Origin of the sequence: Actinoplanes sp. NPDC051411 (assembly GCF_040682075.1) — a bacterium.
GTDB lineage: Bacteria > Actinomycetota > Actinomycetes > Mycobacteriales > Micromonosporaceae > Actinoplanes.
The window spans coordinates 1-20,523 of record NZ_JBFBAD010000083.1; the positions used below are offsets into that span (position 1 = coordinate 1).

The 20,523-nt window shown below is 71.8% G+C and carries 23 protein-coding genes and 1 pseudogene; 14 read left to right on the forward strand and 10 right to left on the reverse strand.

Translation table 11 applies throughout. From position 1 onward, the window contains the following. The coding region (locus AB0M88_RS35445; RefSeq protein ID WP_364110179.1) for a hypothetical protein at positions 1 to 229 on the reverse strand (229 nt) is incomplete at its 3' end. 143 nt (positions 230 to 372) lie between these two features. On the opposite strand from AB0M88_RS35445, the gene AB0M88_RS35450 reads away from it, so the two are divergent. Beyond that, the gene (locus tag AB0M88_RS35450) at positions 373 to 765 is read left to right on the forward strand and encodes a helix-turn-helix transcriptional regulator (protein ID WP_364110180.1); all 393 of its coding nucleotides are present in this window, start codon (positions 373 to 375) and stop codon (positions 763 to 765) included. An 82-nt stretch (positions 766 to 847) separates the two neighbouring features. Next, positions 848 to 1,384, forward strand: coding sequence for a hypothetical protein (locus AB0M88_RS35455; RefSeq protein WP_364110181.1), 537 nt, complete (start codon positions 848 to 850; stop codon positions 1,382 to 1,384). On the opposite strand, the gene AB0M88_RS35460 is transcribed toward AB0M88_RS35455, so the two are convergent. From AB0M88_RS35460 to AB0M88_RS35470, 3 genes are all read right to left on the reverse strand, one after another. Next, positions 1,337 to 2,509, reverse strand: coding sequence for a glycosyltransferase 87 family protein (locus AB0M88_RS35460; RefSeq protein ID WP_364110182.1), 1,173 nt, complete (start codon positions 2,507 to 2,509; stop codon positions 1,337 to 1,339). The two genes, AB0M88_RS35455 and AB0M88_RS35460, sit on opposite strands and share 48 nt — an antisense overlap. Next, complete coding sequence (gene mptB / locus AB0M88_RS35465; RefSeq protein ID WP_364110183.1) at positions 2,506 to 3,939, reverse strand: polyprenol phosphomannose-dependent alpha 1,6 mannosyltransferase MptB; 1,434 nt, start codon at positions 3,937 to 3,939, stop codon at positions 2,506 to 2,508. Before mptB ends, AB0M88_RS35460 begins: the two co-directional genes overlap by 4 nt. A 117-nt stretch (positions 3,940 to 4,056) precedes the next feature. After that, positions 4,057 to 5,538 carry a GMC family oxidoreductase N-terminal domain-containing protein gene (locus AB0M88_RS35470; protein WP_364110184.1) on the reverse strand — a complete coding sequence of 494 codons (1,482 nt, stop codon included), beginning with the start codon at positions 5,536 to 5,538 and terminating at the stop codon, positions 4,057 to 4,059. An 87-nt stretch (positions 5,539 to 5,625) separates the two neighbouring features. Between AB0M88_RS35470 and AB0M88_RS35475 the strand changes: the two genes are divergently transcribed. Genes AB0M88_RS35475 through AB0M88_RS35485 form a run of 3 tightly spaced genes read left to right on the forward strand, consistent with a single transcriptional unit; the run spans position 5,626 to position 7,482 of the window. Next, positions 5,626 to 6,438, forward strand: coding sequence for a helix-turn-helix transcriptional regulator (locus AB0M88_RS35475; protein WP_364110185.1), 813 nt, complete (start codon positions 5,626 to 5,628; stop codon positions 6,436 to 6,438). Between the two features lie 40 nt (positions 6,439 to 6,478). Continuing rightward, on the forward strand, positions 6,479 to 6,706 hold the full coding sequence (locus AB0M88_RS35480; RefSeq protein ID WP_364110186.1) for a hypothetical protein: 228 nt from the start codon (positions 6,479 to 6,481) through the stop codon (positions 6,704 to 6,706). Then, a complete protein-coding gene (locus AB0M88_RS35485) occupies positions 6,706 to 7,482 on the forward strand; it encodes an SAM-dependent methyltransferase (RefSeq protein ID WP_364110187.1) in 777 nt (258 codons plus the stop codon). The genes AB0M88_RS35480 and AB0M88_RS35485 overlap by 1 nt, the downstream gene beginning before the upstream one ends. Before the next feature lie 11 nt (positions 7,483 to 7,493). Here the strand turns inward: AB0M88_RS35485 and AB0M88_RS35490 are convergent, their stop codons facing one another. Further along, positions 7,494 to 8,948, reverse strand: coding sequence for a carboxylesterase family protein (locus AB0M88_RS35490; protein WP_364110188.1), 1,455 nt, complete (start codon positions 8,946 to 8,948; stop codon positions 7,494 to 7,496). A gap of 82 nt (positions 8,949 to 9,030) precedes the next feature. Here AB0M88_RS35490 and AB0M88_RS35495 point away from each other — a divergent pair, with 82 nt between their 5' ends. The 6 genes from AB0M88_RS35495 (at position 9,031) to AB0M88_RS35520 (ending at position 14,394) form a co-directional block, all read left to right on the forward strand. Next, positions 9,031 to 9,729, forward strand: a complete 699-nt coding sequence (locus AB0M88_RS35495; protein WP_364110189.1) for a hemerythrin domain-containing protein — start codon at positions 9,031 to 9,033, stop codon at positions 9,727 to 9,729. Positions 9,730 to 9,819: 90 nt separating this feature from the next. After that, positions 9,820 to 10,407, forward strand: a complete 588-nt coding sequence (locus AB0M88_RS35500) for a TetR/AcrR family transcriptional regulator (RefSeq protein ID WP_364110190.1) — start codon at positions 9,820 to 9,822, stop codon at positions 10,405 to 10,407. Positions 10,408 to 10,498: 91 nt separating this feature from the next. Further along, positions 10,499 to 11,710, forward strand: a complete 1,212-nt coding sequence (locus AB0M88_RS35505) for a histidine kinase (protein ID WP_364110191.1) — start codon at positions 10,499 to 10,501, stop codon at positions 11,708 to 11,710. Then, positions 11,698 to 12,345, forward strand: a complete 648-nt coding sequence (locus AB0M88_RS35510; protein ID WP_364110192.1) for a response regulator transcription factor — start codon at positions 11,698 to 11,700, stop codon at positions 12,343 to 12,345. Before AB0M88_RS35505 ends, AB0M88_RS35510 begins: the two co-directional genes overlap by 13 nt. Further along, the gene (locus tag AB0M88_RS35515) at positions 12,342 to 13,187 is read left to right on the forward strand and encodes a hypothetical protein (protein WP_364110193.1); all 846 of its coding nucleotides are present in this window, start codon (positions 12,342 to 12,344) and stop codon (positions 13,185 to 13,187) included. The genes AB0M88_RS35510 and AB0M88_RS35515 overlap by 4 nt, the downstream gene beginning before the upstream one ends. Positions 13,188 to 13,275: 88 nt before the next feature. Continuing rightward, entirely contained in the window at positions 13,276 to 14,394 is a 1,119-nt protein-coding gene (locus AB0M88_RS35520) for an FAD-dependent monooxygenase (RefSeq protein WP_364110194.1), read from the forward strand. 169 nt (positions 14,395 to 14,563) lie between these two features. Here AB0M88_RS35520 and AB0M88_RS35525 read toward each other — a convergent pair whose 3' ends face one another. Continuing rightward, positions 14,564 to 14,698 (reverse strand): hypothetical protein, encoded by a 135-nt coding sequence (locus AB0M88_RS35525; RefSeq protein ID WP_364110195.1) that lies wholly within the window; start codon positions 14,696 to 14,698, stop codon positions 14,564 to 14,566. Between the two features lie 28 nt (positions 14,699 to 14,726). Between AB0M88_RS35525 and AB0M88_RS35530 the strand changes: the two genes are divergently transcribed. Continuing rightward, positions 14,727 to 16,556 carry a glycosyltransferase family 39 protein gene (locus tag AB0M88_RS35530; protein ID WP_364110196.1) on the forward strand — a complete coding sequence of 610 codons (1,830 nt, stop codon included), beginning with the start codon at positions 14,727 to 14,729 and terminating at the stop codon, positions 16,554 to 16,556. On the opposite strand, the gene AB0M88_RS35535 is transcribed toward AB0M88_RS35530, so the two are convergent. Then, positions 16,547 to 17,197, reverse strand: coding sequence for a response regulator transcription factor (locus AB0M88_RS35535; RefSeq protein WP_364110197.1), 651 nt, complete (start codon positions 17,195 to 17,197; stop codon positions 16,547 to 16,549). The two genes, AB0M88_RS35530 and AB0M88_RS35535, sit on opposite strands and share 10 nt — an antisense overlap. Positions 17,198 to 17,434: 237 nt before the next feature. On the opposite strand from AB0M88_RS35535, the gene AB0M88_RS35540 reads away from it, so the two are divergent. Then, positions 17,435 to 17,560 carry a hypothetical protein gene (locus AB0M88_RS35540; RefSeq protein ID WP_364110199.1) on the forward strand — a complete coding sequence of 42 codons (126 nt, stop codon included), beginning with the start codon at positions 17,435 to 17,437 and terminating at the stop codon, positions 17,558 to 17,560. 174 nt (positions 17,561 to 17,734) lie between these two features. Further along, positions 17,735 to 18,115, forward strand: a complete 381-nt coding sequence (locus AB0M88_RS35545; protein ID WP_364110201.1) for a hypothetical protein — start codon at positions 17,735 to 17,737, stop codon at positions 18,113 to 18,115. 55 nt (positions 18,116 to 18,170) lie between these two features. Here the strand turns inward: AB0M88_RS35545 and AB0M88_RS35550 are convergent, their stop codons facing one another. The 3 genes and pseudogenes from AB0M88_RS35550 to AB0M88_RS35560 all read right to left on the reverse strand — a co-directional run. After that, entirely contained in the window at positions 18,171 to 19,682 is a 1,512-nt protein-coding gene (locus AB0M88_RS35550; protein ID WP_364110202.1) for a PH domain-containing protein, read from the reverse strand. Beyond that, complete coding sequence (locus AB0M88_RS35555; RefSeq protein WP_364110227.1) at positions 19,679 to 20,179, reverse strand: PH domain-containing protein; 501 nt, start codon at positions 20,177 to 20,179, stop codon at positions 19,679 to 19,681. Before AB0M88_RS35555 ends, AB0M88_RS35550 begins: the two co-directional genes overlap by 4 nt. Before the next feature lie 75 nt (positions 20,180 to 20,254). After that, a pseudogene (locus AB0M88_RS35560) lies at positions 20,255 to 20,511 on the reverse strand (helix-turn-helix transcriptional regulator); the annotation flags it as partial. Positions 20,512 to 20,523 lie beyond the last annotated feature (12 nt).

Genomic DNA, 20,523 nt, shown 5'->3' on the forward strand with positions numbered 1-20,523 from the left:
CGCCCGCCGCCACGGGCGCGCCTGGTGTTGCCGGCTCGGGGTCGTCCAGCCGGCCGGCAAGGGCGGCGACCGGCTCGTCCAGCCGGCCGGCGACAGGACCGTCCAGCCGGCCGGCGACCGGACCGCGCAGCCGGCCGGCGTCGGCCGGGCGGGGCGTGCGCCGGTGCTTGCCGAGCAGCAGGAACAGTGCCGCCATGGCGAGGACCAGAAGGATCACCACTGGGTCCATGACCCCTCCCGAGCCGAGCGAGCCGTTGGTTATCGAGACAATGACGTTAGCAGCGCGCAGCGCCGTAGCCAATCGTTCGTCCCGCTCCCGAGTCGGTCCGATTCTCCGACCGGTTCCCGCTGTGTCCGTCCTAAACTGACTCGATGGCGGCGACCGGCTTCGGTGTTTATCTCAAGGAAGCGATCCTGGCGGCTCGTTTCGAGACGCCGACGCACTTCGCGCGGGCGGTGGGCACCGACCCGTCGGTCGTGTTGCGCTGGCTCAGTGAGGAGCAGCGGCCGACGATCCGGTCGATCGAGCGGATCGCGCCGGTGCTCGGCCGCAGCATCAACGAGCTGGTGCGGGCGGCCTATCCCGACCGGCTGAGCGGCCCGGCGCCCGAGCCGCCGGCCCTGCATCCGCTGGTCCACGAGCTGGCCCGCGTGCTCGCCGACGACTCGCCGATTCCGCGGGCCGACCGCGAGGCCCTCGAGACCGTGCTCGACCGGCTGGTCGATCCCTATCGGAAGGTCCTGCGGAGACGGCGAACGGGCTGAACGGGTGACAGATATGCGTCGAATCGCACGTCTGCGCTGGTCGATGTCGCATCCGGCGCTCAAGCTACGTAGTCTCGGGGCCATGACCGAGCGGCCGAGCGGCGGACTGCACCTGCAGATCAGCAAGCTGCTCGTGTTCCTGCTGGTGGTGGCCATCGCCGCGACCGGGGCGCTGTTGATCCTGGTGTTCACCGGGCTGACCGACGGGCCGCCGGCCGGGTCGGGCCCCAACGGCATGCCCCCGCCGCCGCCCGACATGCGGACGATGGAGATCATCCCGGTGGTGACCGGCCTGTTCGTCCTGTCGTGGCTGGCCGCGCTGGTCGTCTTCGCCCGCGACCAGATCATGCTCCGGCTGCGGCAGCAGCAGCCGGTCACCGGCCCCGGCGGGGTCAGCCGCGAGGAGCTGACCGGGCTCCTCGCCGCCCTGCGGTCGGAGCTGGCGGCCGACCGCGAGCGTGACAACGAGGCGCTCAGCACGCGGCTGGCCGAGCTTACCGGGGAATACGGCGAGCAGCGCGAGACCGACGGCTACCTCAGCGGCATGCGCATGGCGACCACCGGCGACCCGTCAGCCGGCAACGTCCGTTCGCTGCGGCGGCCGCCACCTCAGCGCTGACCTCGGCCGGTCGTGCAGGGTGACGGTGATCATCAGGGCCCCCGCGATCCACACGTAGAGGTTGCTGCCCGCGAACGCCGGCCAGCCGAACGGGTGCGCCCACCACAACCAGACGAAACTGCTGCACAGCAGCACGTAGGCGACGCCGACGACGACCGTGCGGCCACGGTCGAGCAGCCAGAACATCGCCGGCAGAACCCACACCAGGTGGTGCACCCAGGTCACCGGGCTGATCAGGCAGGCGATGATCGCGGTGACGGCGAAACCCGCCGCATGGTCACCCGAGGCGCGCCGGGAGCGCACCCACCAACCCCAGTACGCGAGGACCAGCGCCACGGCCGCGACCCACCAGATCGCCGGGGCGTCCAGCCGGGCCAGGACGCCGCGCAGCGACTGGTTGGAGACGTACTCCAGTTTGCCGACCCGGTCGGTGTCCCAGAGCGCGTCGGTCCAGAAGTCGCGGGACGGGCCCGGCACGACGACCGCGGTCAGGATCGTCGCGCCGGCGGCGGTGCCGGCCGCGGTCGCCGCCGCCCGATACTGCCGGGACAGCAGCAGGTAGCCGATGAACACGGCCGGGGTCAGCTTGATCGCCGCGGCCAGCCCGATGCCGACACCGGCCAGGCGGCGACCGGTCACCAGCGCGCGCAGGTCGGCGCAGACCAGAACCAGCAGCACCAGGTTGATCTGGCCGAAGCTGAACGTGTCGCGGGCCGGTTCGAAGACGACGACGGCCAGGAAGGCGAGCGCGCACGGCGTCCAGATCGACCACGACCGCCGCTGCAGGAACGGCACGAAGAACCAGCGCAGCAGCAGCACCACCATCGCGGTGTTGACGACCAGGCTGATCGCAACCGCCACCGGCCACGACGTCATCACCAGCGGGGCCATGACCAGGGCGGCGAACGGCGGATAGGTGAAGCCGTAGTCGGAGTCCTGGTAGCGGAAGTCGTACAGGTGGCCGCCGTCGATCAGCCAGTAGCGCACCGCGCCGCGGTAGACGCCGAGGTCGAAGAAGTGGCGGAAGGTCGGCACGGTCACCAGGAAGACGCCGACGGCGATCGCGGTGCCGGCCACGAGCGCGATCTGGGCCGGGCGGCTGCGCAGCCGCTCGGGGACGATCACCGGGAGGTCCGGCGGCCGGGCACGGTCCAGACCGGGCGCGGGGTCGCGGGGGCGACCAGGAGGCGTACGAGCAGGAACGCCGCGATGCCGATCAGCGCGCCCAGGACCGCCAGCAGAACCCGCTCGGCGTCGGCCGCGAAGCCGTCCGGCAAGACGACCAGGACGAGGCCGGCGCACAGGACGGCGAGCAGGCCGCGTACGCGACGGTGCTCGGCCACCGCGGCCAGCGGGACCAGGCCCCACAGCACGTACCAGGGGCGGATCGCCGGTCCGAACGCGACCACCGCGACCAGCACGATGCCCAGACCGTAGACCGGGCCGAGATGGGCTCGGCAGGTCCAGACGATCCCGGCGACGACCAGGGTCGCCAGCACCCCGGCCCAGCGCCACAGCCCCTCGGCGACGGCCACCCCGACCGCGTCGTGGGCCAGCAGGTGGGCCGTCCAGCGACCGAGGGTGCTGGTCAGCGACCAGTTCTGGGCCGAGATCGGAGTATCCAGCGCGCTGACCCAGCCGTAGCCGGTCCCGGCCACCGTCGTGATCAGCACGGTGGCGGCGCCCGCGGTGGCGATCACCGCGCCGGCCGCGCGGGGCCACGGCCACCGCCCTTCCAGCCGGCCGGTCCACATCGCGGCCACCGCGAAGAGCCCGAGCGCGGCCGGCCATTTGACCAGGGCCGCGGCCACGATCAACAGGGTCGCCACGATCGGCCGGTGCTTCACCGCGGCGGCCAGGCCGGCCGCCAGCAGGCCGACCATCAGGGCGTCGTTGTGGGCGCCGCCGACCAGATGGATCAAAACCAGGGGGTTGAGCACGGCGAGCCAGGTCGCGCTCGACGGGCGTACGCCGGTGGACCGCGCCAGAATCGGCACGGAGCCGGCCAGCAGGGCCAGTCCGGAGATCGCCACCAGCCGCATCGCGATGACGCCGAGGAGCAGGTGCGAGCTGAGCAGCCCGGCCACGACCTCGGCCACGATCAGGAAGACCGGGCCGTACGGGCTGGGCGTGTGCTGCCAGATCGCGGGCACCTGGGCCGCGGCCATCCCGCCGAGCACCGACGGCCCGTGGCGGTAGACGTCCATCCCCGAGTCGATCATCAGACCCTGGGCCAGGTAGCTGTAGACGTCGCGGCTGAACAGCGGCGGGGCGAGCACCATCGGCGCGACCCAGAGGGCGAGCGTCCGCCAGGCGGTCCGGCACGATTCGTCGGCGTTGTCGCCGCGGGTGATCCGGCCGTACCACCACCAGGCCAGCAGGAGCAGGGCCAGTCCGGTGTAGACACAGACCAGCCCGAGACGCGCGTGATGGCCGCCCGCGAGGTACGGGATGCCGACCGGTAACGCTCCGGCGCCGAGGCCGCCGACGGCGACCAGGGAGGAGCCGGCGAACCCCACCGCGCGCGACGAGGACAGCCCGTGATCTTTGGACACGGCTGAACACTCTCAATAGCCGGTGTCGAGCTGTGGACGAGCTGTGGTCACCCGCATAACGGATGAGCAACGTCCGGGACGGAGCCCGTGGGCCGGGGGGCACGACCCACGGGCGGATCACCCGGTGATGAGGTCGGCGGCACGCTCCGCGATCGCCAGCACAGTCGCGTTCGGGTTGGCCCCGACCAGCGTCGGCATCACCGAGGCATCGGCCACGCGGAGGCCGTCGACGCCGTGTACGCGCAGTTCACGGTCGACGACCGCCGAGCCGTCGTCGCCCATCCGGCACGTCCCGGACGCGTGGAAGTAGGGACCGGTCACCCTGCGTACGAAAGCTTTGAGATCCTGGTCCGCCGGGCCGGGGTAGATCTCCTCGGCCCGCCATGCACCCAGCCCGCTCTGCTCGCCGACCCGGCGGGCGAGTTTCAGGCCCGCGACCATCGTGTCGAGGTCGCGCGGGTCGCCGAGGAAGTTCGGGTCGATCAGCGGCGCCGCCGACGGGTCGGCCGAGGCCAGCCGCACCGAACCGCGGCTGTGCGGCCGCATCAGCGAGAACGCGATCGTGTAGCCGTGTTCCGGCGCCTCGAGCGGCGGCGGGCAGTACGGCACGTCCATGAACAGCAGCTGCATGTCCGGTGCGGCCGGCCCGGGCGCGGTCCGGACCATCGCGATCAGGTCGCTGTGCTGGTTGATCGCCGGAGGCACCGGCTGCCGGGCGGCGTAGGTGACGCCGGCGAGCGGATGATCCTGCAGGTTGCCGCCGACGCCCGGCAGGTCGGTGCGCACCGCGATGCCGTGCGCGAGCAGGTGAGCGGCCGGGCCGATGCCGGAGAGCATCAGCAGCTGCGGGGAACCGACCGCGCCGGCGGTCAGCACGACCTCACGGTTCGCGCGGGCGGTCTCGTGCGGCCCGTAGTCGACCCCGACGCACCGGCCGTTCTCGAAGACCAGGCGGTTGACCTGGGCGTTCGGGATGACGGTCAGGTTGGGGCGGTCGAGCGCCGGGCGCAGGTAGCCGTCGGCGGCCGACTGCCGGTGACCGTCGACGATGTTCATCTCCAGCCAGGCGACGCCCTCCTGGACCTTGCCGTTGAGGTCGTCGGACGGGTCCAGGCCGGCCTCGATCGCGGCCGCACGGTAGGCGTCCGAGATCGCGTTGACGGCCTTCGGCGGCCCGACCCGCATCGGGCCGCCGGTGCCGCGCAGATCGGGGAAGCGGTCGTCGCTCGCGGTCTCCGAGCGCTTGAAGTACGGGAGCAGATCGTCATATGTCCAGCCGGCGCCCCAGCTGTCGTAGTTGTCCCGGTGACCGCGCAGGAACGCCATCGCGTTGATGCTGCTGCTCCCGCCGAACACCTTGCCGCGCGGATAGGGAAGCGCGTGCCCGCCGAGACCGGACTGCGGAACGGTCGTGAACCGCCAGTCGACCTCACTGCCGATCAGTGCCGGCCACGCCGGCGGCACCGCCATCAGGCCGGGCCCGGTCGGCGGACCGGCCTCGACGAGCAGCACGCTCACATGCGGGTCCTCGGTGAGGCGGGCGGCGAGGACGCTGCCCGCGCTCCCGGCGCCCACGACGACATAGTCAAACGAGTTCATGAAAACCAGCCAACCAGCGTTTATGCCGGCATTCACCGGCCGTGATGGGCCGGTCCCGCCTAGGCGTGGAAGAGCTACCTTTGGCCGGTGACTGAGCTGACGCTGGGAGATTTCCTGCGCACGCGGCGCGCCTCGCTGAACCCGGGCGACCCCGGGCCGCGGCGGGTGAAGGGGCTACGCCGCGAGGAGGTGGCCCAGCGGGTCGGCGTGAGCGTCGACTACTACGTCAAGCTCGAACAGGGCAAACGGCGCATGACGCCGAGCGTCGGGGTGCTGCACGCGCTGGCCGCGGTGCTCGAACTCGACGATCCGGCCCGCGAGCACATGTACGACCTGGCCCGGCTCGAGCGGCCCCGCGCGTACACCGGTGCGAAGATCGTGCGGCCCGGCACCTATCGGCTGATGGAGTCGTTCGGCGACCTGCCGGCCGTGCTCCTCGGCCGCCGCACCGACGTGCTGGCGGCGAACGCCCTGGCCCGGGCCCTGGTCGCGGACTTCCCGTCGTTCCCGGCCCGCGAGCGCAACGCGGTGCGCTGGCTGCTGCTCGACCCGGCCGCCCGCGAAATCCACGAGAACTGGCACGCGGCGGCCACCGACCTGATCGGGATGCTGCGGATGGACTTCGGCCGCTACCCGGACGACCCGCGCACGATCGCGCTGATCGACGAACTGAGCGGGACGAGCGACGTCTTCCGGGAGATCTGGACCTCCGGACGCGTCTCGCGCGGCCTGGTCACGGAGGGCAAGGTGATCCGGCATCCCACGTTCGGGGCGGTCCGGCTACGGGTCGAGGCCGTACGCATCACCGAGGACCCGGATCAGACCCTGCACGTGATGATCCCGGACGTACCCCTCACGCAGCCGCCAGCAGGGCGCGCAGCGCGCCCTCCGCGGTCCTGAAGTCGACCGGCCGGCCGTTGATCAGGTCGCTGTACAGCTCGTGAGCCTCGCCCGGCAGGGCGCGGCCATGACCCCCGACGAGGTGGCGGCGTTCCGCGCCCACCCGCTGGCCGGGGCGGCGATCGCCGTGCGGCGAGCCGGCGAGGCGGCCAAAGTGGTCGGTCGCGAGGTTCCGGGCCTCCCGACGTGGGCGCCACGGCTGCGGGCCTACGCGGGACAGGCCTTAGGATCGCCTTCCGACGGCAGCCCCATCGAAAGGGATTTCTGATGACCGATCCCAACGTCGACGTAAGCCGGCCGAGCAGTGCGCGGGTGTGGAACTACCTCCTGGACGGCAAGGACAACTTCGCGGTCGACCGGGAGCTCGGCGAGGCGCTCCGTTCGGCCAATCCGGGGATCGTGGGCGTCGCCCGGGCCCAGCGGCGGTTCCTCATCCAGGCGGTCACGTTCCTCGCCGGTGAGGTGGGCATCCGGCAGTTCCTCGACATCGGGACCGGTCTGCCGACCGCGGACAACACGCACGAGGTCGCGCAGCGGGTGGCGCCCGACTCGCGGATCGTCTACGTCGACAACGATCCGCTCGTGCTGGTGCACGCCCGCGCGCTGCTGACGAGTTCGCCCGAGGGCGAGACCGCCTATATCGACTCCAACGTGGAGGACCCGGAGCGGATCCTGAGCGAGGCGGCCCGCACACTCGACTTCAGCAAGCCGGTGGCGCTGACCATGATCGGCATCCTGGGCAACGTCGCCGACTACGCCGAGGCCCGATCGATCGTCGAACGGCTGCTCGACGCCGTGCCGTCGGGCAGCTACCTGGCGGTGAGCGACGGGACGAGCACCAGCGCGCAGAGCGTGGAGAGCCAGCGGGTCGCCAAGCAGAGCGGCCACCCGTACAACCTGCGCACCCCCGAGGAGATCGGCGGCTATTTCGAGGGCCTGGAGCTGCTCGAGCCGGGCGTGGTGTCGACCTCGCGCTGGCGGCCGCAGCCGGGAACCGAACCGGAGGCCCTCGATGTGTACTGCGCGGTCGGCCGCAAACCGTAGGGCAATGCCGCTCAGGTGAGCAGGGGGAGCGGGGCGAAGGGGTAGTCCCGCCAGATCGCGCGGGAGTAGTCCTCGGGGTAGGCCGTGACGGTCGACGGGCTGTCGAAGACCCTGGTCAGGCGCTGGTCGGGATCGTAGGCGGGCCAGCCCGGATCACCCGAGGCGGCGAAAGCGGTCCAGGCGGCGCGGAACTCGGCCGAGAGCGGTTCGGCCTCGGGGCTGTCACCGATCAGCATCGCGGGCTGGCCGGCGGTCAGGTTGCCGAAGACCAGCGGTACGTCGAGGCCGTGGCAGGCGCCGAGGGTGCCGCCCATGCCCGGCGCGTTCCAGGCCAGCTCGTAAAGGTAGGCGCGGCCGCCGCCCGCGACCTGGGCCTCGGCGAGGTGCAGGCTCGGCATGCGGAACAGCCAGTCCGAATGGACCAGCTCGTACTGCTGGTCGGGGGTGGCGTCCTCGTACGCCCGCGGGCCGGGCGCGAAGATCTGCCGGGCCTCGGCCGCCTGGGCCGGCGTCACCTGGCCGAGCAGGCCGGTGAGGGCGGACAGCAGTCGCTGCTCGTCGCGGGTGTGGCCGGCGATCAGGTCGATGTCGCGGGCGGCGCCGGACGCCAGGGCCTGCCACGGGGTGACGGGCAGCACGTCGCCGTCGATGACCGGGGCGAACGGGATCGAGCCGTGCGCGGCCTGGCCCCACCGGGCCGCCCGCTCACCGATCTTCGCCGCGACCTCGTCGCCGGCCGCGGTCAGCAGCTCGGGATCGGCCTCGGCCAGGTCGGTGACGGTCGCCCGCAGGCCCAGCTCGCCCGCGATGGCGGTGGCGATGTCGGCGGCCAGCGGTTCCGAGAAGAACGTGCCGGGCACGCTCTGCGCGATGGCCCGGCGGAACAGCCCGGCCGCGCGCGGCATGGCCAGCAGGGCGGCGACCGAACCGCCGCCCGCCGACTCGCCGAAGACGGTGACCCGGGCCGGGTCGCCGCCGAACGCGGCGATGTTGTCGCGGACCCACTCCAGCGCGGCGACCTGGTCGAGCAGGCCGCGGTTGGGCGGCGCCCCGGCGACCTGGGTGAAGCCCTCGACGCCGAGCCGGTAGTTGAACGTGACCAGGACGACCTGACCCTCGCGGGCCAGGCGCGAGCCGTCGTATTCCGGCCGGGCGGCCGAGCCGAACGCGTAGCCGCCGCCGTAGATCCAGACCAGGACCGGGAGCTTCGCGGCCCGGTCGGGCGAGGGCGACCACACGTTGAGGGTCAGCCAGTTGTCGCCGGTCGTCGGGGCCGAGGGGCCGAGCATCTCCGACTGCGGGGGCGGGGGACCGAAGGCGAGGGCCGGCCGGACGCCCACCCACTTGCCGGCCGCTCGCGGTGCGCCGAAGTGCGGGGCCGAAGCGTACGGAATGCCGCGGAAGACCGTGAGGTCGCCCTCCTGAAGGCCCCGCAGCGTGCCCTCGATTACCTCGACTTCAGTCACGCCCGCATCATCACGAGCCGCGGGGTTCGCCGCCAGCCATTTACTACTTGTCAATCAAGTGCTTGATGGATAACGTGGCCGGGTGCCTGACATCCCTCTCCCGCCGACCGGCGAGCCGCGCTTCGATGGTCCGAAGACCTGCGACGCGAGCGGCATGTTCGAGATCCATCGCATGCTCCAGAAGTCGTTCGACGAGGCCGGGGGTCTCGTCGACGGGGTCCGAACGGGCGACACCGGCCACGCGGGCGCCGTCGCCACCCAGCTCCACCTGATCTCGACCGCGCTGCACGCGCACCACGAAGGCGAGGACTCGCGCCTCTGGGACATGATCGACACCCGGGCTCCGGCGTGCTTCCTGCACGTGGAGCGGATGAAGATCCAGCACGCCGAGATGCTCGTACATCTGGAGGCGCTCGACGCCGCCGTGCCGGCCTGGCGCGCCTCGGCGAAGCCCGCCGACGCCGGGCCGATCCGGGTCGCGCTCGAGGGTGTCGCGGCCGCGCTCAAGGCCCACTTCCCCGACGAGGAGGCCACCATCGTGCCGGTCATCGAGCACGTCGTCACCCGGTCCGAGGAGGCGTGGTTCAGCACCCACGGCCGCCGGGCCACCCCCAAGGGGCAGGGCTGGAACATGCTCGGAGCGATCCTCGCGGCCCAGCCCGACGGCGGTTCCGCCTGGCTCCGAAAGCACATGCCGGGGCCGGCCGGTCTGATCTGGCGCTTCGTCGGGGCGCCGCGTTACGCCCGCTTCCGGGCGGCGGTCGAGGGGCGCCGGGGCTGACGGTGATCCGGCCGCGGGGCTCGCGCACGCTTGATTCCCGTCGTCCTACGCTGTCGCCGGGCACCTGATTGACACCGAGGGAGGGCCTTCATGCCGGCGAGCAGGCGTAACGCGGTCGACGGGGAGCAGCGGCGGGCCCAGATCGTCGACGCGGCCCGGCACGCGATCGCCACACTCGGCTTCGAGGGCCTGCGCGTCCGCGACGTGGCCGACCAGGTCGGCATCAACATCGCCACCCTGCATTATTACTTCCCGACCAAGGAAGCGCTGGTCGCGGCCGTGGTTCAGCAGATCGTCGGCACTCTCGACCGGGTGCCGCCGAGCGGCCCGGCGCGCGACCCGCGAACGGTGCTGACCGAGCACCTCGCGCACATCCTCGGCCGCTTCGAGGCCGACCGCGACGAGTTCGTGGTGCTCAACGAGCTGTATGCCCGCTCCGGCCGGGACCCCGAACTGCGGGCGACGCTACTGGTCAACGACGCGGCGTGGGCCGGCTTCCTGCGCGCGATCTTCCAGGACGGCCGGGACCGGGGGCAGTTCCGGGCCGATCTCGACCCCGACGGTGCCGCCGTGCTCGTCGTCGGGTTCCTCAAGAGCCTGCTGTCCCAGCTCGATCTGACGGCCGAGCGGGCGCGCGGCGCGGCCGACGAGATGGTGCGGGCCGTTCTCCGGTCCTAGATCGCCTGGGTCCTGGGGTATAGCTAGGCCTACCTGAAGAGTAAATCCAGCATCATGGTTTGGGCCGCGCGGGTTCGCCAAGCTGGTGGCCATGAGAACGACGTGGCGTGCGCTCGCCTCGACCGCGGTCACTGCGGTCGTGGTGGGCCTGCTCTGGCTGGTGCTGGCGGTCCCGCTGGCGCCGCTGGGCGTGGCGGGGTGGCTGCTTCACGATCGGCGCGACGACACCGACCTGCTGATCGCGGCCGTGCTCGGTGTGGTCGGCGCGGGGCTGCTGGTGCTGATGGGGCCGCGGCTCGCGCGGGCGCTGGCCGCCGTCGAGCGATGGCGGTTGCGGCTGCCCGATGATCCACTGGCGCCGCCGGGCGATCCGGCGGCCTGGCGGCCGGTGACCTATGTTCTGTTGCTCGCCGTGGTCGCGCCGGTGTGGCTCGCCGTGCTGGGGCTGTGCGCCGTGCTCATCCTCTCGACACCGCTCGCGGTCTATGACCGCATCGCGAGCGGCAACGCGATCGGCGACGTGGCCGGGCGCCTCGCGCTCGGGCTGGTGCTGATCCCGGTGCAGCTGTGGCTGGCGTCGGCGTTCGCGTCCCGGCACGCCGCGGTCGCCCGGGCGCTGCTCTGCGGCGACTCCGACACCGAAGCGGGGCCGGCCGCGGCCCGGCTGGTCGAGGTGACCCGGTCGCGGGCCCGCATGGCCGACGCGTTCGACGCCGAGCGCATGCGGATCGAGCGCGATCTGCACGACGTCGCCCAGCAGCGGCTGGTCAGCCTCACCATGCAGCTCGGCCTGGCCAAGCACGATCTGGCCCAGCTCGATCTGCCCGCCGACTCGCCCGCGGCCGACGCACTCGACTCGGCCCTCGAGCAGGGCAAGACGCTGATGGCCGAGCTGCGCGACCTCGTCCGGGGCATCAGTCCGCAGACGCTGCGCGAGCTGGGCCTGCGGGCCGCCGTCGAGGAGCTCGCCGCCGGCAGCCCGTTGCGCATCACCGTCGACGTCGTCTCCGGTCGCTATCCGCCGGGCGTCGAGACGGTGGCGTTCGCGGCGGTGTCCGAGGCGCTTGCCAACACCGCGAAGCACGCGCCGGCCACCGGCCGCGCCGCCGTGACCGCGAGCCGGGCCGGTGACCTGCTGACCGTCGAGGTCCGCGACGACGGGCCGGGCGGGGCCGACCCGTCCCGCGGGTCCGGGCTCACCGGCCTGGCCGACCGGGCGGCCGCGGCCGGGGGCCGGCTGCTGATGTCCAGCCCGGCCGGTGGGCCGACGATCCTGCGGGTGGAGCTGCCGTGCGCGTCGTGATCGCCGAAGATTCGGTCCTGCTCCGCGAGGGGCTGGCTGGGTTGCTGGCCCGGTTCGGGTTCGAAGTCGTCGCCGCGGTGCGCGACGCCGCCGAACTCGTGGCCGCGGTCGAGGACACCAAGCCCGACCTGGTGATCACCGACGTCCGCATGCCGCCGGGCTTCAGCGACGAGGGGCTGCGGGCCGCCGTCGCCCTGCGCGCCGCCCACCCCGGCCTTCCGGTCGTGGTGCTGAGCCAGTGGGTGCAGCACAGCTACGCCGGCGAGCTGCTGGGGTCGGGCGACGGTCGGTCGATCGGCTACCTGCTCAAAGACCGGGTGGCCGACGTGACCGAGTTCGCCGGCAAACTCCGCCGGGTCGCCGGCGGCGGGACGGTCGTCGACCCCGAGGTCGTGCGCCGCATGATGCTGGCCGGCCGCGACCCGCTCGGCCAGCTCTCACCGCGGGAGAGCGAGGTTCTGGCGCTGCTCGCCGAGGGCCACTCCAATGCGGCGATCGCCCGCACCCTCGGGCTGAGCGAGGCCGCCGTCGGCAAGCACATCGGCAGCCTGCTCGCCAAGCTCCACCTTCCGATCAGCGACGACACCAATCGCCGGGTCCTCGCCGTACTCACCTACCTCCGGGGGCAATCATGAAAAGACTCCTCGCGCTCGCCGCGGCTCTTCTCGCCGCTTTCGTCTGGGCGCCGGGCGCGCTGGCGTCCAACGCGTCGACCGCCGACCTGATCGGCAACGACCGGATCGTCGCGGCCTTCCGCGGCGCGTTCGTGACCTACTGGGCCTCCGGCGACCGGGCCTTCGACCCGGGCATGCAGCGGGTGGTCGACTACTGGTTCCGCTACCACGTGGCCAAGTGCGTGCTCGCCGCCGCACTGCTGGTCGTGTTCATCGCGCTCGGCGTGGCGATCTGGAGGGCCTTCCTGCGAACACGCGGTGTGCGGGCGGCCGCCCTGGCGACCGGCGGCGTCGCGTCGACCGGCCTGGCGGTGATCTCGCTGGTGGCCGTGCTGGCCAACATTCACGGGATGGCGGCACCGTTCGGCTCGCTGCTGCCGATGCTGTTCGGCGGTACGGGCGGCGGAACGGGCGGCGCGCCGGGCGGCGGACCGGGCGGCGGACCGGGCGGCGGGCCGCCGGCCGCGACCCTGGCCGCGACCCTGGCCCAGGTCCGGCAGCAGCAGGCCGCCGGGCATCACCCGCCGGCGCTCGACGCGATCACCAGCGACTACGTCAAGTTCCACGCGGTGATGGCCGTCGAGGGCGCGATCGTGGTGGCCGTGCTCGCCGGCCTGACCGTGCTGCTGTGGCGCCGGTTCACCCGCGCGTCCGGCCACCGGCGGACCCGGCAGGTGCTGGCGGCCTACGGCGTCTTCACCCCGCTCCTGGCCGCGACCCTGCTCGTCGTCGTGGTGGCCAACGCGACCACCGCGGCCAACCCGCAGCCCGGTCTGGAGGGCTTCCTCGCCGGCGGCTGGTGACGCGCACCGGCCGGAAAGAAGTATGTCCCTTCTCCGCGTCCCTGAATGGGAACTGTCCGGTGACGTCTCCGGCTACTAGAACTGCGGCATGAACGGGAAAGCGGAGTGGCGGAGGAAATTCGTTCTCGTCGTCGGGGACGGAATTGCCGGGCTCGCTCTGGCACGGGCGTTGCGGCAACGCGGTGTCCCGGTCGCGCGGTCCGGCGGCACTCCCCGCCCCGGGCTGGCGATCAACCTCCCGGGGAATGCGATCACCGCACTCGACCGGCTCGGTCTGCGCGACGAGATCGAGTCGCTCGGCACGCCGACCCGTCGCCGGGAATACCGGACGTCGCGCGGGCGGCTGCTGTTCGCGGTCGACGAGGACGAGTTCTGGGGGCCGGCCGCGCGGCCACGGTGCGTGCGCCGGGCCGATCTGCTGGATGCCCTGGCCGACAGCGTTCCGGCCGAGCACGCGCCGATCGCTTCCGTACGGCCGGTGGCCGGCGGCGCCGAGGTCCTGGACGCCGACGGGTTCCGGGCCGAATACGGCTTTCTGGCGGGCGCGGACGGCGTCCGTTCGACCGTGCGGTCGGCGCTGTTTCCGGAGGCGCTGTTTCCGGAAGCCGGCACCGGCCGGGCCGTGCTGAGCCAGGCGAGCTGGCGGTTCATGACCCCCAACCCGGGCGTCGACTGCTGGACGGTGTGGTCCGGGGCCGGCGCGGCCTTCCTGCTCATTCCGGTCGACAACCAGGTCTACGGGTATGCCTCGGCCACCGGCGGCGGTGCTGTCGCCGCCGACCCGTCGTGGCTGGCCGACACGTTCGCCGGTTACGCCGAACCCGTGTCCTCCGTTGTGGACGCGGTGCTGCGCTCGCCGTCGACCCTCCTCCACTCGCCGGTCGACGAGGTGCGCGCACCGTCCTGGTCCTCCGGGCGCTGCGTCCTGCTGGGCGACGCGGCCCACGCGACCGCGCCGGTCTGGGCCGAGGGCGGCGCGCTCGCCCTCGAAGACGCGCTGACCCTGGCCGACCTGCTGGCCACCTCGGACTGGGATGCGGTGGGACCGGCGTTCGAGGCCGCCCGCCGGGGCCGGGTCGCCCACGTGCGGGCCATGACCGACCGGTTCGCGAAGACCGTGGGGCTGCCGATCTGGCTTCGCGATGTGGTGACGCCCTGGGTGGGACCGCGCACATACCGGTCGACCTACGGGCCGCTGCGGAGCTGACCCGGTCCTTTCGGATGTCCTCGAATCGGGAGGTTCCGGTGCCGGAGGGCGGCGCCGAGAATGCATGGGCGCATCTGTCTACTTGCATTCACTGAATGAGGCTTGGCATGACAACCGCCCTTGTCGAGGTCGAACGGCCGCGCCCTTCTCTCGGCACCCGATCCCGTTCTCACGCGATAGCCCTCGGTGTGATCGTCGCCTTGGCGTTGGTGCTGTACGCCTGGGGTATGGACACTGCCGACCTCCGGAACACCTTTTTCTCGGTGGCCGTCCGGTCGATGTCGAAAAGCTTCCAGGGATTCATTTTCGGCTCGTTCGACACCGCCGGAATCATGGCTATCGACAAACCGCCGATGGCGTTCTGGCCGCAGGTCGTGTCGGTCTGGATCTTCGGTTTCCACAGTTGGTCGCTGGTGCTGCCTCAGGTGCTCGAGGGCGCGGCCGCGGTCTTTCTGCTGCACCGCACCGTGCGCCGGTGGGCCGGGGAGAACGTGGCGCTGCTCGCCGCGCTGATCCTCGCGCTCACCCCGATCACGGTCGTCATCAACCGCACCAACAACACCGACACGCTGCTGGTGCTGTGGTGCGTCGCCGCCGCGTACGCCACAGTGCGCACCATCGGCGCGGAGGCCTCGCCGCGCAGTGCCCGGTTGTGGCTCATGCAGGCGGCGCTGTGGGTCGGATGTGCTTTCACGACCAAGATGCTGGCCGGATGGCTGGTGCTGCCGTCGCTGGTGCTGGCCTATCTGATCGGGCGTAGGGCCGGGTGGGCGCGGCGGATGATCGATCTGTCGTGGGCCGCCGGGGTGCTCGCCGTCTCGTCGCTCTGGTGGGTCACTTTGACCACGCTCTGGCCGGGGAGCAAGCCCTACACGGCCGGCAGCACCGACGGCACCACCTGGAATCTGATCTTTGTCCAGAATGGAATCCGGCGGATCGTCGGTGTCGCGGAGGCGGCCTCCTCGTCAAGCCAGGGCGGCGGGCACCAGTCCCTTTCGCCGGCCGCCGCGAACGTCGTCACGGTCGGCAAGGCGATCGGCGCGGCGTTCAACGGTGGCGCCCTGGGCCTGTCCCGCATCTTCGGCCGGATCGTCGGCGGGCAGATCGCCTGGCTGCTGCCGCTGGCGCTGCTCCTGGTCGTGGTCGCGCTGGTGTCCGGCCTGCAGGCCCGGAGGAACGGCCGGCCGGTCAACCGGTTCGACGCCGGGGTCTGGGCCATGTGGAGTTCGTGGATCGTCGTGCTCGGCTTGCTGTTCAGCTATCAGCAGGGGACCTACCACGCGTACTACACGACGCAGCTGGCACCGGCGATCGCGGCCGTGGTGGCCGGTGGCCTGGCGCTGCTCTGGCGTCGTCGCAAGGAGCCCGGCTGGGTGTCGCGGGTGCTGCCGGTGGGTGTCGTGCTGACCGCCGGCTGGACCTGGACCCTGGTGTCGCGGGACACCGCCTACTACGGCTGGCTGCGCTGGGCCGTGGTCGTCCTGGCCGTGATCGCGGTCGGGGCGCTGGTGATGAAACGGGCCGACGGGCCGGCACTCGCGGCCGGGCTCGCCGCGCTGCTGCTGGCCCCGACGGTGTGGTCGGTGGCGTCGGCGGTGCATCCGGCCACCGGGTTCGTCGACGGTGCGATTCCCACCGCCGGGCCGGCGGGATGGAACTTCGGCGGGCAGGGCGCCATCCCGGCGCCGTTGCAGACCTTTCTGCGTACGGGCGAGCTTCCGGGCGGCAGCCTCTTCTCAAGCAACCGGCTCGCCCCGAAGCAGCAGGCTCTCCTGAATTACGTGGCCGCGAAGGCGGGCGGCGTGCGGATTCCACTGGCCGTCGAGGGCGGCGGTCTGCGGGCCGAGAACTATGCCGCCAACACCGACATGACCGTGGTCGCCATGGGTGGCTTCGAGGGTGTCGACGACGTGCCGAGCATCGCCCAGCTGGCCGAGCTGGAGGCCCGGCACCAGCTCGGTTTCGTGCTCAGCCAGCCGCCCAAGGGCGGGTTCGGCGGCTTCGGCAACACTCCCACCGCGCTCAAGCGGATGGGCTGGGTGCAGGGCAACTGCACCGAGGTGCCGTCGATCGCGTACGGCGTGCCGGCCACCCCACCCACCGACGTGTCGACGCTGGCCTCACTGGTCGGCTTCGGCGAGCAGACCCTCTATCAATGCTGACGGTCCAGCGGATCGACGTAGCCCAGTTCGATCGCGAGGCGGGTCAGCTCGGCCTTGTTGCCGGCGTGCAGCTTGTGCCGGATCCGCTTCACGTACGTGCTGACCGTGGTTTCGGTGAGGCCCATCCGCCGGCTGATCTGCCGGTGGGTGAAGCCGCCGGCCAGGTAGCGGAGGGCCTCGATCTCGCGCTGGGACAGGTTGTGCGGGCTCGGCTCGGCGCGCGGCGAGGCGGCGTTGGTGACCGCGCCGAACAGTTCGGGCGCCACGTGCAGGCCGCCGCGCCGGGCGATCCGCACCGCCAGCACCAGTTCGACGGTCTCCGAGTCCCGGCCGACCAGGGCGTGCACGCCGCCGCGTACCGCGGTCAGCAGGTTCGGCGGGTTGTCCGGCACGCACAGCGCCACGATCGGGGCGCCTTGGGGGGCGAGTGACCAGTAGTCGTATTCGTCGACCGCCACGCCGTACAGGTCGGTGACGATGACCACGGCGGCCGCCGCCGGTGGCAGATCGGTGATGGTGTTCGCCTGGTGGGTGACCCGCACGGAGTTCAGGCCTCCGAACACGTGCGTGAGGCCCCCGAGCATCAGCGGGCTCGACGTCACGACGGCGACGTCGACTACGGACAGCGGGGTAGCAAGCAAGGCGGGCTCCGGTTCGGTTGACGCTGGTCGTCGCCATGAGAGACGCGGCGGGCCGCCGACTCCAGGCGGATTGTCAGGCGGAAACGGTCAGCAGACGCTCGGGCTCACGGGAGGCCGCGCGGCCGCCGGCGAGGACCGACCCGGCGTCATCGATTTGGGGTGGGCTCATGGTTTCCCCTCCGTGCTGGGCATCCGTCAAAGACTCAAACGTCTCCGAACGCGGAAGGATCAGTTGCCGTGAGTGTCGATGCGGCCGTGCGGTTCGCGATCCACCTCGGTGAGCCGGGGCTCCTCGGCGAGACCTATCTGGCCGTCGGCCGTCGCGACCCGGGGCCGCCCGGTGCTGATGGACGCGCGAGCTGAACGCCTCGACGTCCCCCTTTCCGTTCCGGCCGCTGACTAAACGTATTCCTCATATCGTACTTTCGGTTGTCGATCATGAGGATGACAAAGGTGTGTCGGACGTTTCCTGTGGCCATTTTTCGCGGTTTTCTAATCGAGCAAGGCCCACTGATGAAATGCGAGAAGGGAATTCCGATGAATAAGCTGACCCGCCTTCTGACCGTCACCGGCATGGGCGCTTTCGCCGCCCTGGCGATCGGCGCCGGACCGGCCCAGGCCGCCAGCACCAGCGCCTCCCCGGTCGCCAAGTCGTCGGCCGGACAGGCGCAGCAGCGCCACGGCTGGGACCGCACCGTCGGCTACTACCGATCGGCGCGGGCCTGCGAAATCGCCGGGCGCGTCGGCGAGCGCTTCGGCCGGTGGGACGACCACGACTGCGGCTTCGTTCGCTTCGGATTCCGCCGGGGCTCGTGGGAGTTGCAGGTCAGCAATGACCGCCACGGTCACGGTTTCCCGGGTCACGGCCACGGTTTCCCGGGTCACGGTGACGGCTTCCCGGGTCACGGCCACCGGTAGGGATTTCCGCGATGGCGCCGGGCATTCTGCCCGGCGCCATTGTGCTTTTATGGCCTCAGCCGGCGAGGAATTGTTCCAGCAGCCCCGGTACGGCCGAACGCGCGACCCGAATCGCCTCGCCGTCGTCGACATCGGGGACGTCGTAGTGCTGACGGCCGCCGGCCGTGGTGGCGACCAGCGTGGTCAGCCCGGCCCGGCGCTGGAACACCGAGGTGGTCATGTTCCAGCCGATCACCGCGTCGGTGCGCAGCATGTGGCGGCGTCGCACCAGGCTGCCGTACCGGCTGACCAGCCAGCCGTCGGTGAGGGCGTGGCCCAGACTGCCGGCCCGGTCCGCGGCGAGGAACGCGCCGATCGGCAACAGCGCCAGCGACGCCCAGAACGCCCACCACGGCGCGCCGGCGAGGAGCACGAACCCCAGCACGATCAGGATCAGGACCGAGCAGACCGTGCCGGCCCGGGTGAACCGGCGCAGCCGGGCGCGAGGACCGTGCCCGGTCAGCTCCGCGGTGAGTGGGCCGGTGTCGCCGATGACCGTGCCGGCCACCTCGACCGCGACGTCGCGGGGCGCGGGCGGCAGCAGAACCGAACCGCCACGGTCGGCTCCCCGGCCGACGCGCAGACCGGTCGCGATGGCGAGCACGCGGGCGCCGCGTACCGAACGCAGCAGGAGTGGCTCGCTCAGCTCGACGCCGCGAAGCCGGCGTTCTTCGATCGTGGTGCTGCGGGTGGTGAGCAGGCCGCGGCGGACGTGCAGCGTGCCGCTGCTGTGCCGGCTCAGCCGGAAGTTCCAGAACGTCAGGATGTAACCGACGGTCGACGCGACCGCGGTGAACAGCATCACCGCGACGGCGACCAGGAGGATCGCCACCGGCAGCGGCCGGTCGCGCAGGTAGGTGATCGTGTCGTGGACGACGCCGATCTTGGTCGGATCGACGTGGCCCTCGTTGACCAGGCGGGAGCCGAGGCCGAACAGAACACCGATCGCGACCAGACCGGAGAGGGTGAACGGGCCGTACCGGATCCAGGCCGGGTCGAGGGCGACCAGGAGGCTTTCGGTGGCGACGGTCGGCGACGGTGTCGCCGCGACCACCGGGCGGTGCAGCAGCTCACGGTGCAGGTTCTCGGCCTGGGCGGCGCTCAGCCCGTCCAGCTTGACGCCGTCGTTCTTCTTGTCGGTCTGGCCGGTGCCGACGGTGACCCGGGCCAGGCCGAACATCCGGTGCAGCACGTTCGAGGTGACGTCCACGGTGCGGATCCGGTCGCGCGGCACGGTCAGCGTCCGCCGGCGGAACAGGCCCCGGCGCACCTGCACGTGACCCGGGGTGATCCGGTACGACGTGGTGAAGTAGCGCAGGAACCCGATCACGATGCCGATGCCGCCGATGCCCAGCGCCCACCAGCCGCCTTCACCGCCATTGCCGTTGCGCAGCCCGACCAGCACCGCGAGCAGCGGGACGATCAGCCGCCGCAGTTCCATCACCGGATGCACGGCCAGCATGCGAGGGCTCAGCCGGCGCCAGCCGTCGGCCACCACCTCGTCCGTCGGCTCGACCACGGTGGTCATGTCGCGTCCCCGGTGCTCCGGCCGACCCGGATGGTCAGATCGGCCACCAGCTGGTCGGCGTCCACCCTGGTCAAGCCGTGGATCTTGATTGGTCCGGCCGCCGAGGCGGTCGTCACGGTCACGTTCGCCAGCCGGAACAGCTGCTCGATCGGGCCGCGCTCACTGTCCACAGTCTGCACCCGGGAGATCGGCGCGATCCGCCGCTGCTGGCTGATCCAACCGGTCTGGGTGTAGACCGCGGTGTCGGTGGCCTCCCAGCGGTGCACGCGGTAACGCCACTGCGGCATCACCACCAGATGCACCGCGGCCAGCACCAGCCACACCACCCCCACGATCAGGTGGGGGAGCCGTCCTCCGCCGCTGTCCGCGAACCACCAGATCACCTGGGGTGCGAGCAGCACGATCCACAGCACCGCGGCCCGGGCCGCCCAGTACCACAGGGCCCGCGGGCTGACCCGGTGCATCGGGGGCCGCAGGCGCACCACTTCCGCCGTCATAGTCACGCCTCTCACCATCGCATCCGGGACCCAGTCCCCATCGGCCCGTTCGTCGTGCGGACGGCGGGACAAATGTCATGGTCGAGCCGAGCGCGCCCGCAACGTCCGCGGGGCCACCCCGCGGACCCGCTTGAACGCCGCACTGAGCGCGAACGGGCTGGAATAGCCGACGTCGCGCGCGATCGCCTCCAACGTCGCGTCGGTGCGGGTCAGCATGTCGGCGGCGCAGGACAGGCGCCACTCGGTCAGATATGTCATCGGGGGGACGCCACCAGCCCGGTGAACCGCCGCGCCATCGCCGCCCGCGAACAGCGCGCCTCGGCCGCGGTCGCGTCCCGGCTCCG

Bases quoted from the DNA above. Each gene is read 5' to 3' on its own strand.
- AB0M88_RS35455 (WP_364110181.1), top strand. From the start codon at position 848: ATGACCGAGCGGCCGAGCGGCGGACTGCACCTGCAGATCAGCAAGCTG.
- AB0M88_RS35545 (WP_364110201.1), top strand. From the start codon at position 17,735: ATGAATAAGCTGACCCGCCTTCTGACCGTCACCGGCATGGGCGCTTTC.
- AB0M88_RS35485 (WP_364110187.1), top strand. From the start codon at position 6,706: ATGACCGATCCCAACGTCGACGTAAGCCGGCCGAGCAGTGCGCGGGTG.
- AB0M88_RS35555 (WP_364110227.1), bottom strand. From the start codon at position 20,179: ATGACGGCGGAAGTGGTGCGCCTGCGGCCCCCGATGCACCGGGTCAGC.
- AB0M88_RS35520 (WP_364110194.1), top strand. From the start codon at position 13,276: ATGAACGGGAAAGCGGAGTGGCGGAGGAAATTCGTTCTCGTCGTCGGG.
- AB0M88_RS35505 (WP_364110191.1), top strand. From the start codon at position 10,499: ATGAGAACGACGTGGCGTGCGCTCGCCTCGACCGCGGTCACTGCGGTC.
- AB0M88_RS35500 (WP_364110190.1), top strand. From the start codon at position 9,820: ATGCCGGCGAGCAGGCGTAACGCGGTCGACGGGGAGCAGCGGCGGGCC.
- AB0M88_RS35450 (WP_364110180.1), top strand. From the start codon at position 373: ATGGCGGCGACCGGCTTCGGTGTTTATCTCAAGGAAGCGATCCTGGCG.
- AB0M88_RS35550 (WP_364110202.1), bottom strand. From the start codon at position 19,682: ATGACCACCGTGGTCGAGCCGACGGACGAGGTGGTGGCCGACGGCTGG.
- AB0M88_RS35515 (WP_364110193.1), top strand. From the start codon at position 12,342: ATGAAAAGACTCCTCGCGCTCGCCGCGGCTCTTCTCGCCGCTTTCGTC.
- AB0M88_RS35525 (WP_364110195.1), bottom strand. From the start codon at position 14,698: ATGAATCCCTGGAAGCTTTTCGACATCGACCGGACGGCCACCGAGAAA.
- AB0M88_RS35530 (WP_364110196.1), top strand. From the start codon at position 14,727: ATGGCTATCGACAAACCGCCGATGGCGTTCTGGCCGCAGGTCGTGTCG.
- AB0M88_RS35470 (WP_364110184.1), bottom strand. From the start codon at position 5,538: ATGAACTCGTTTGACTATGTCGTCGTGGGCGCCGGGAGCGCGGGCAGC.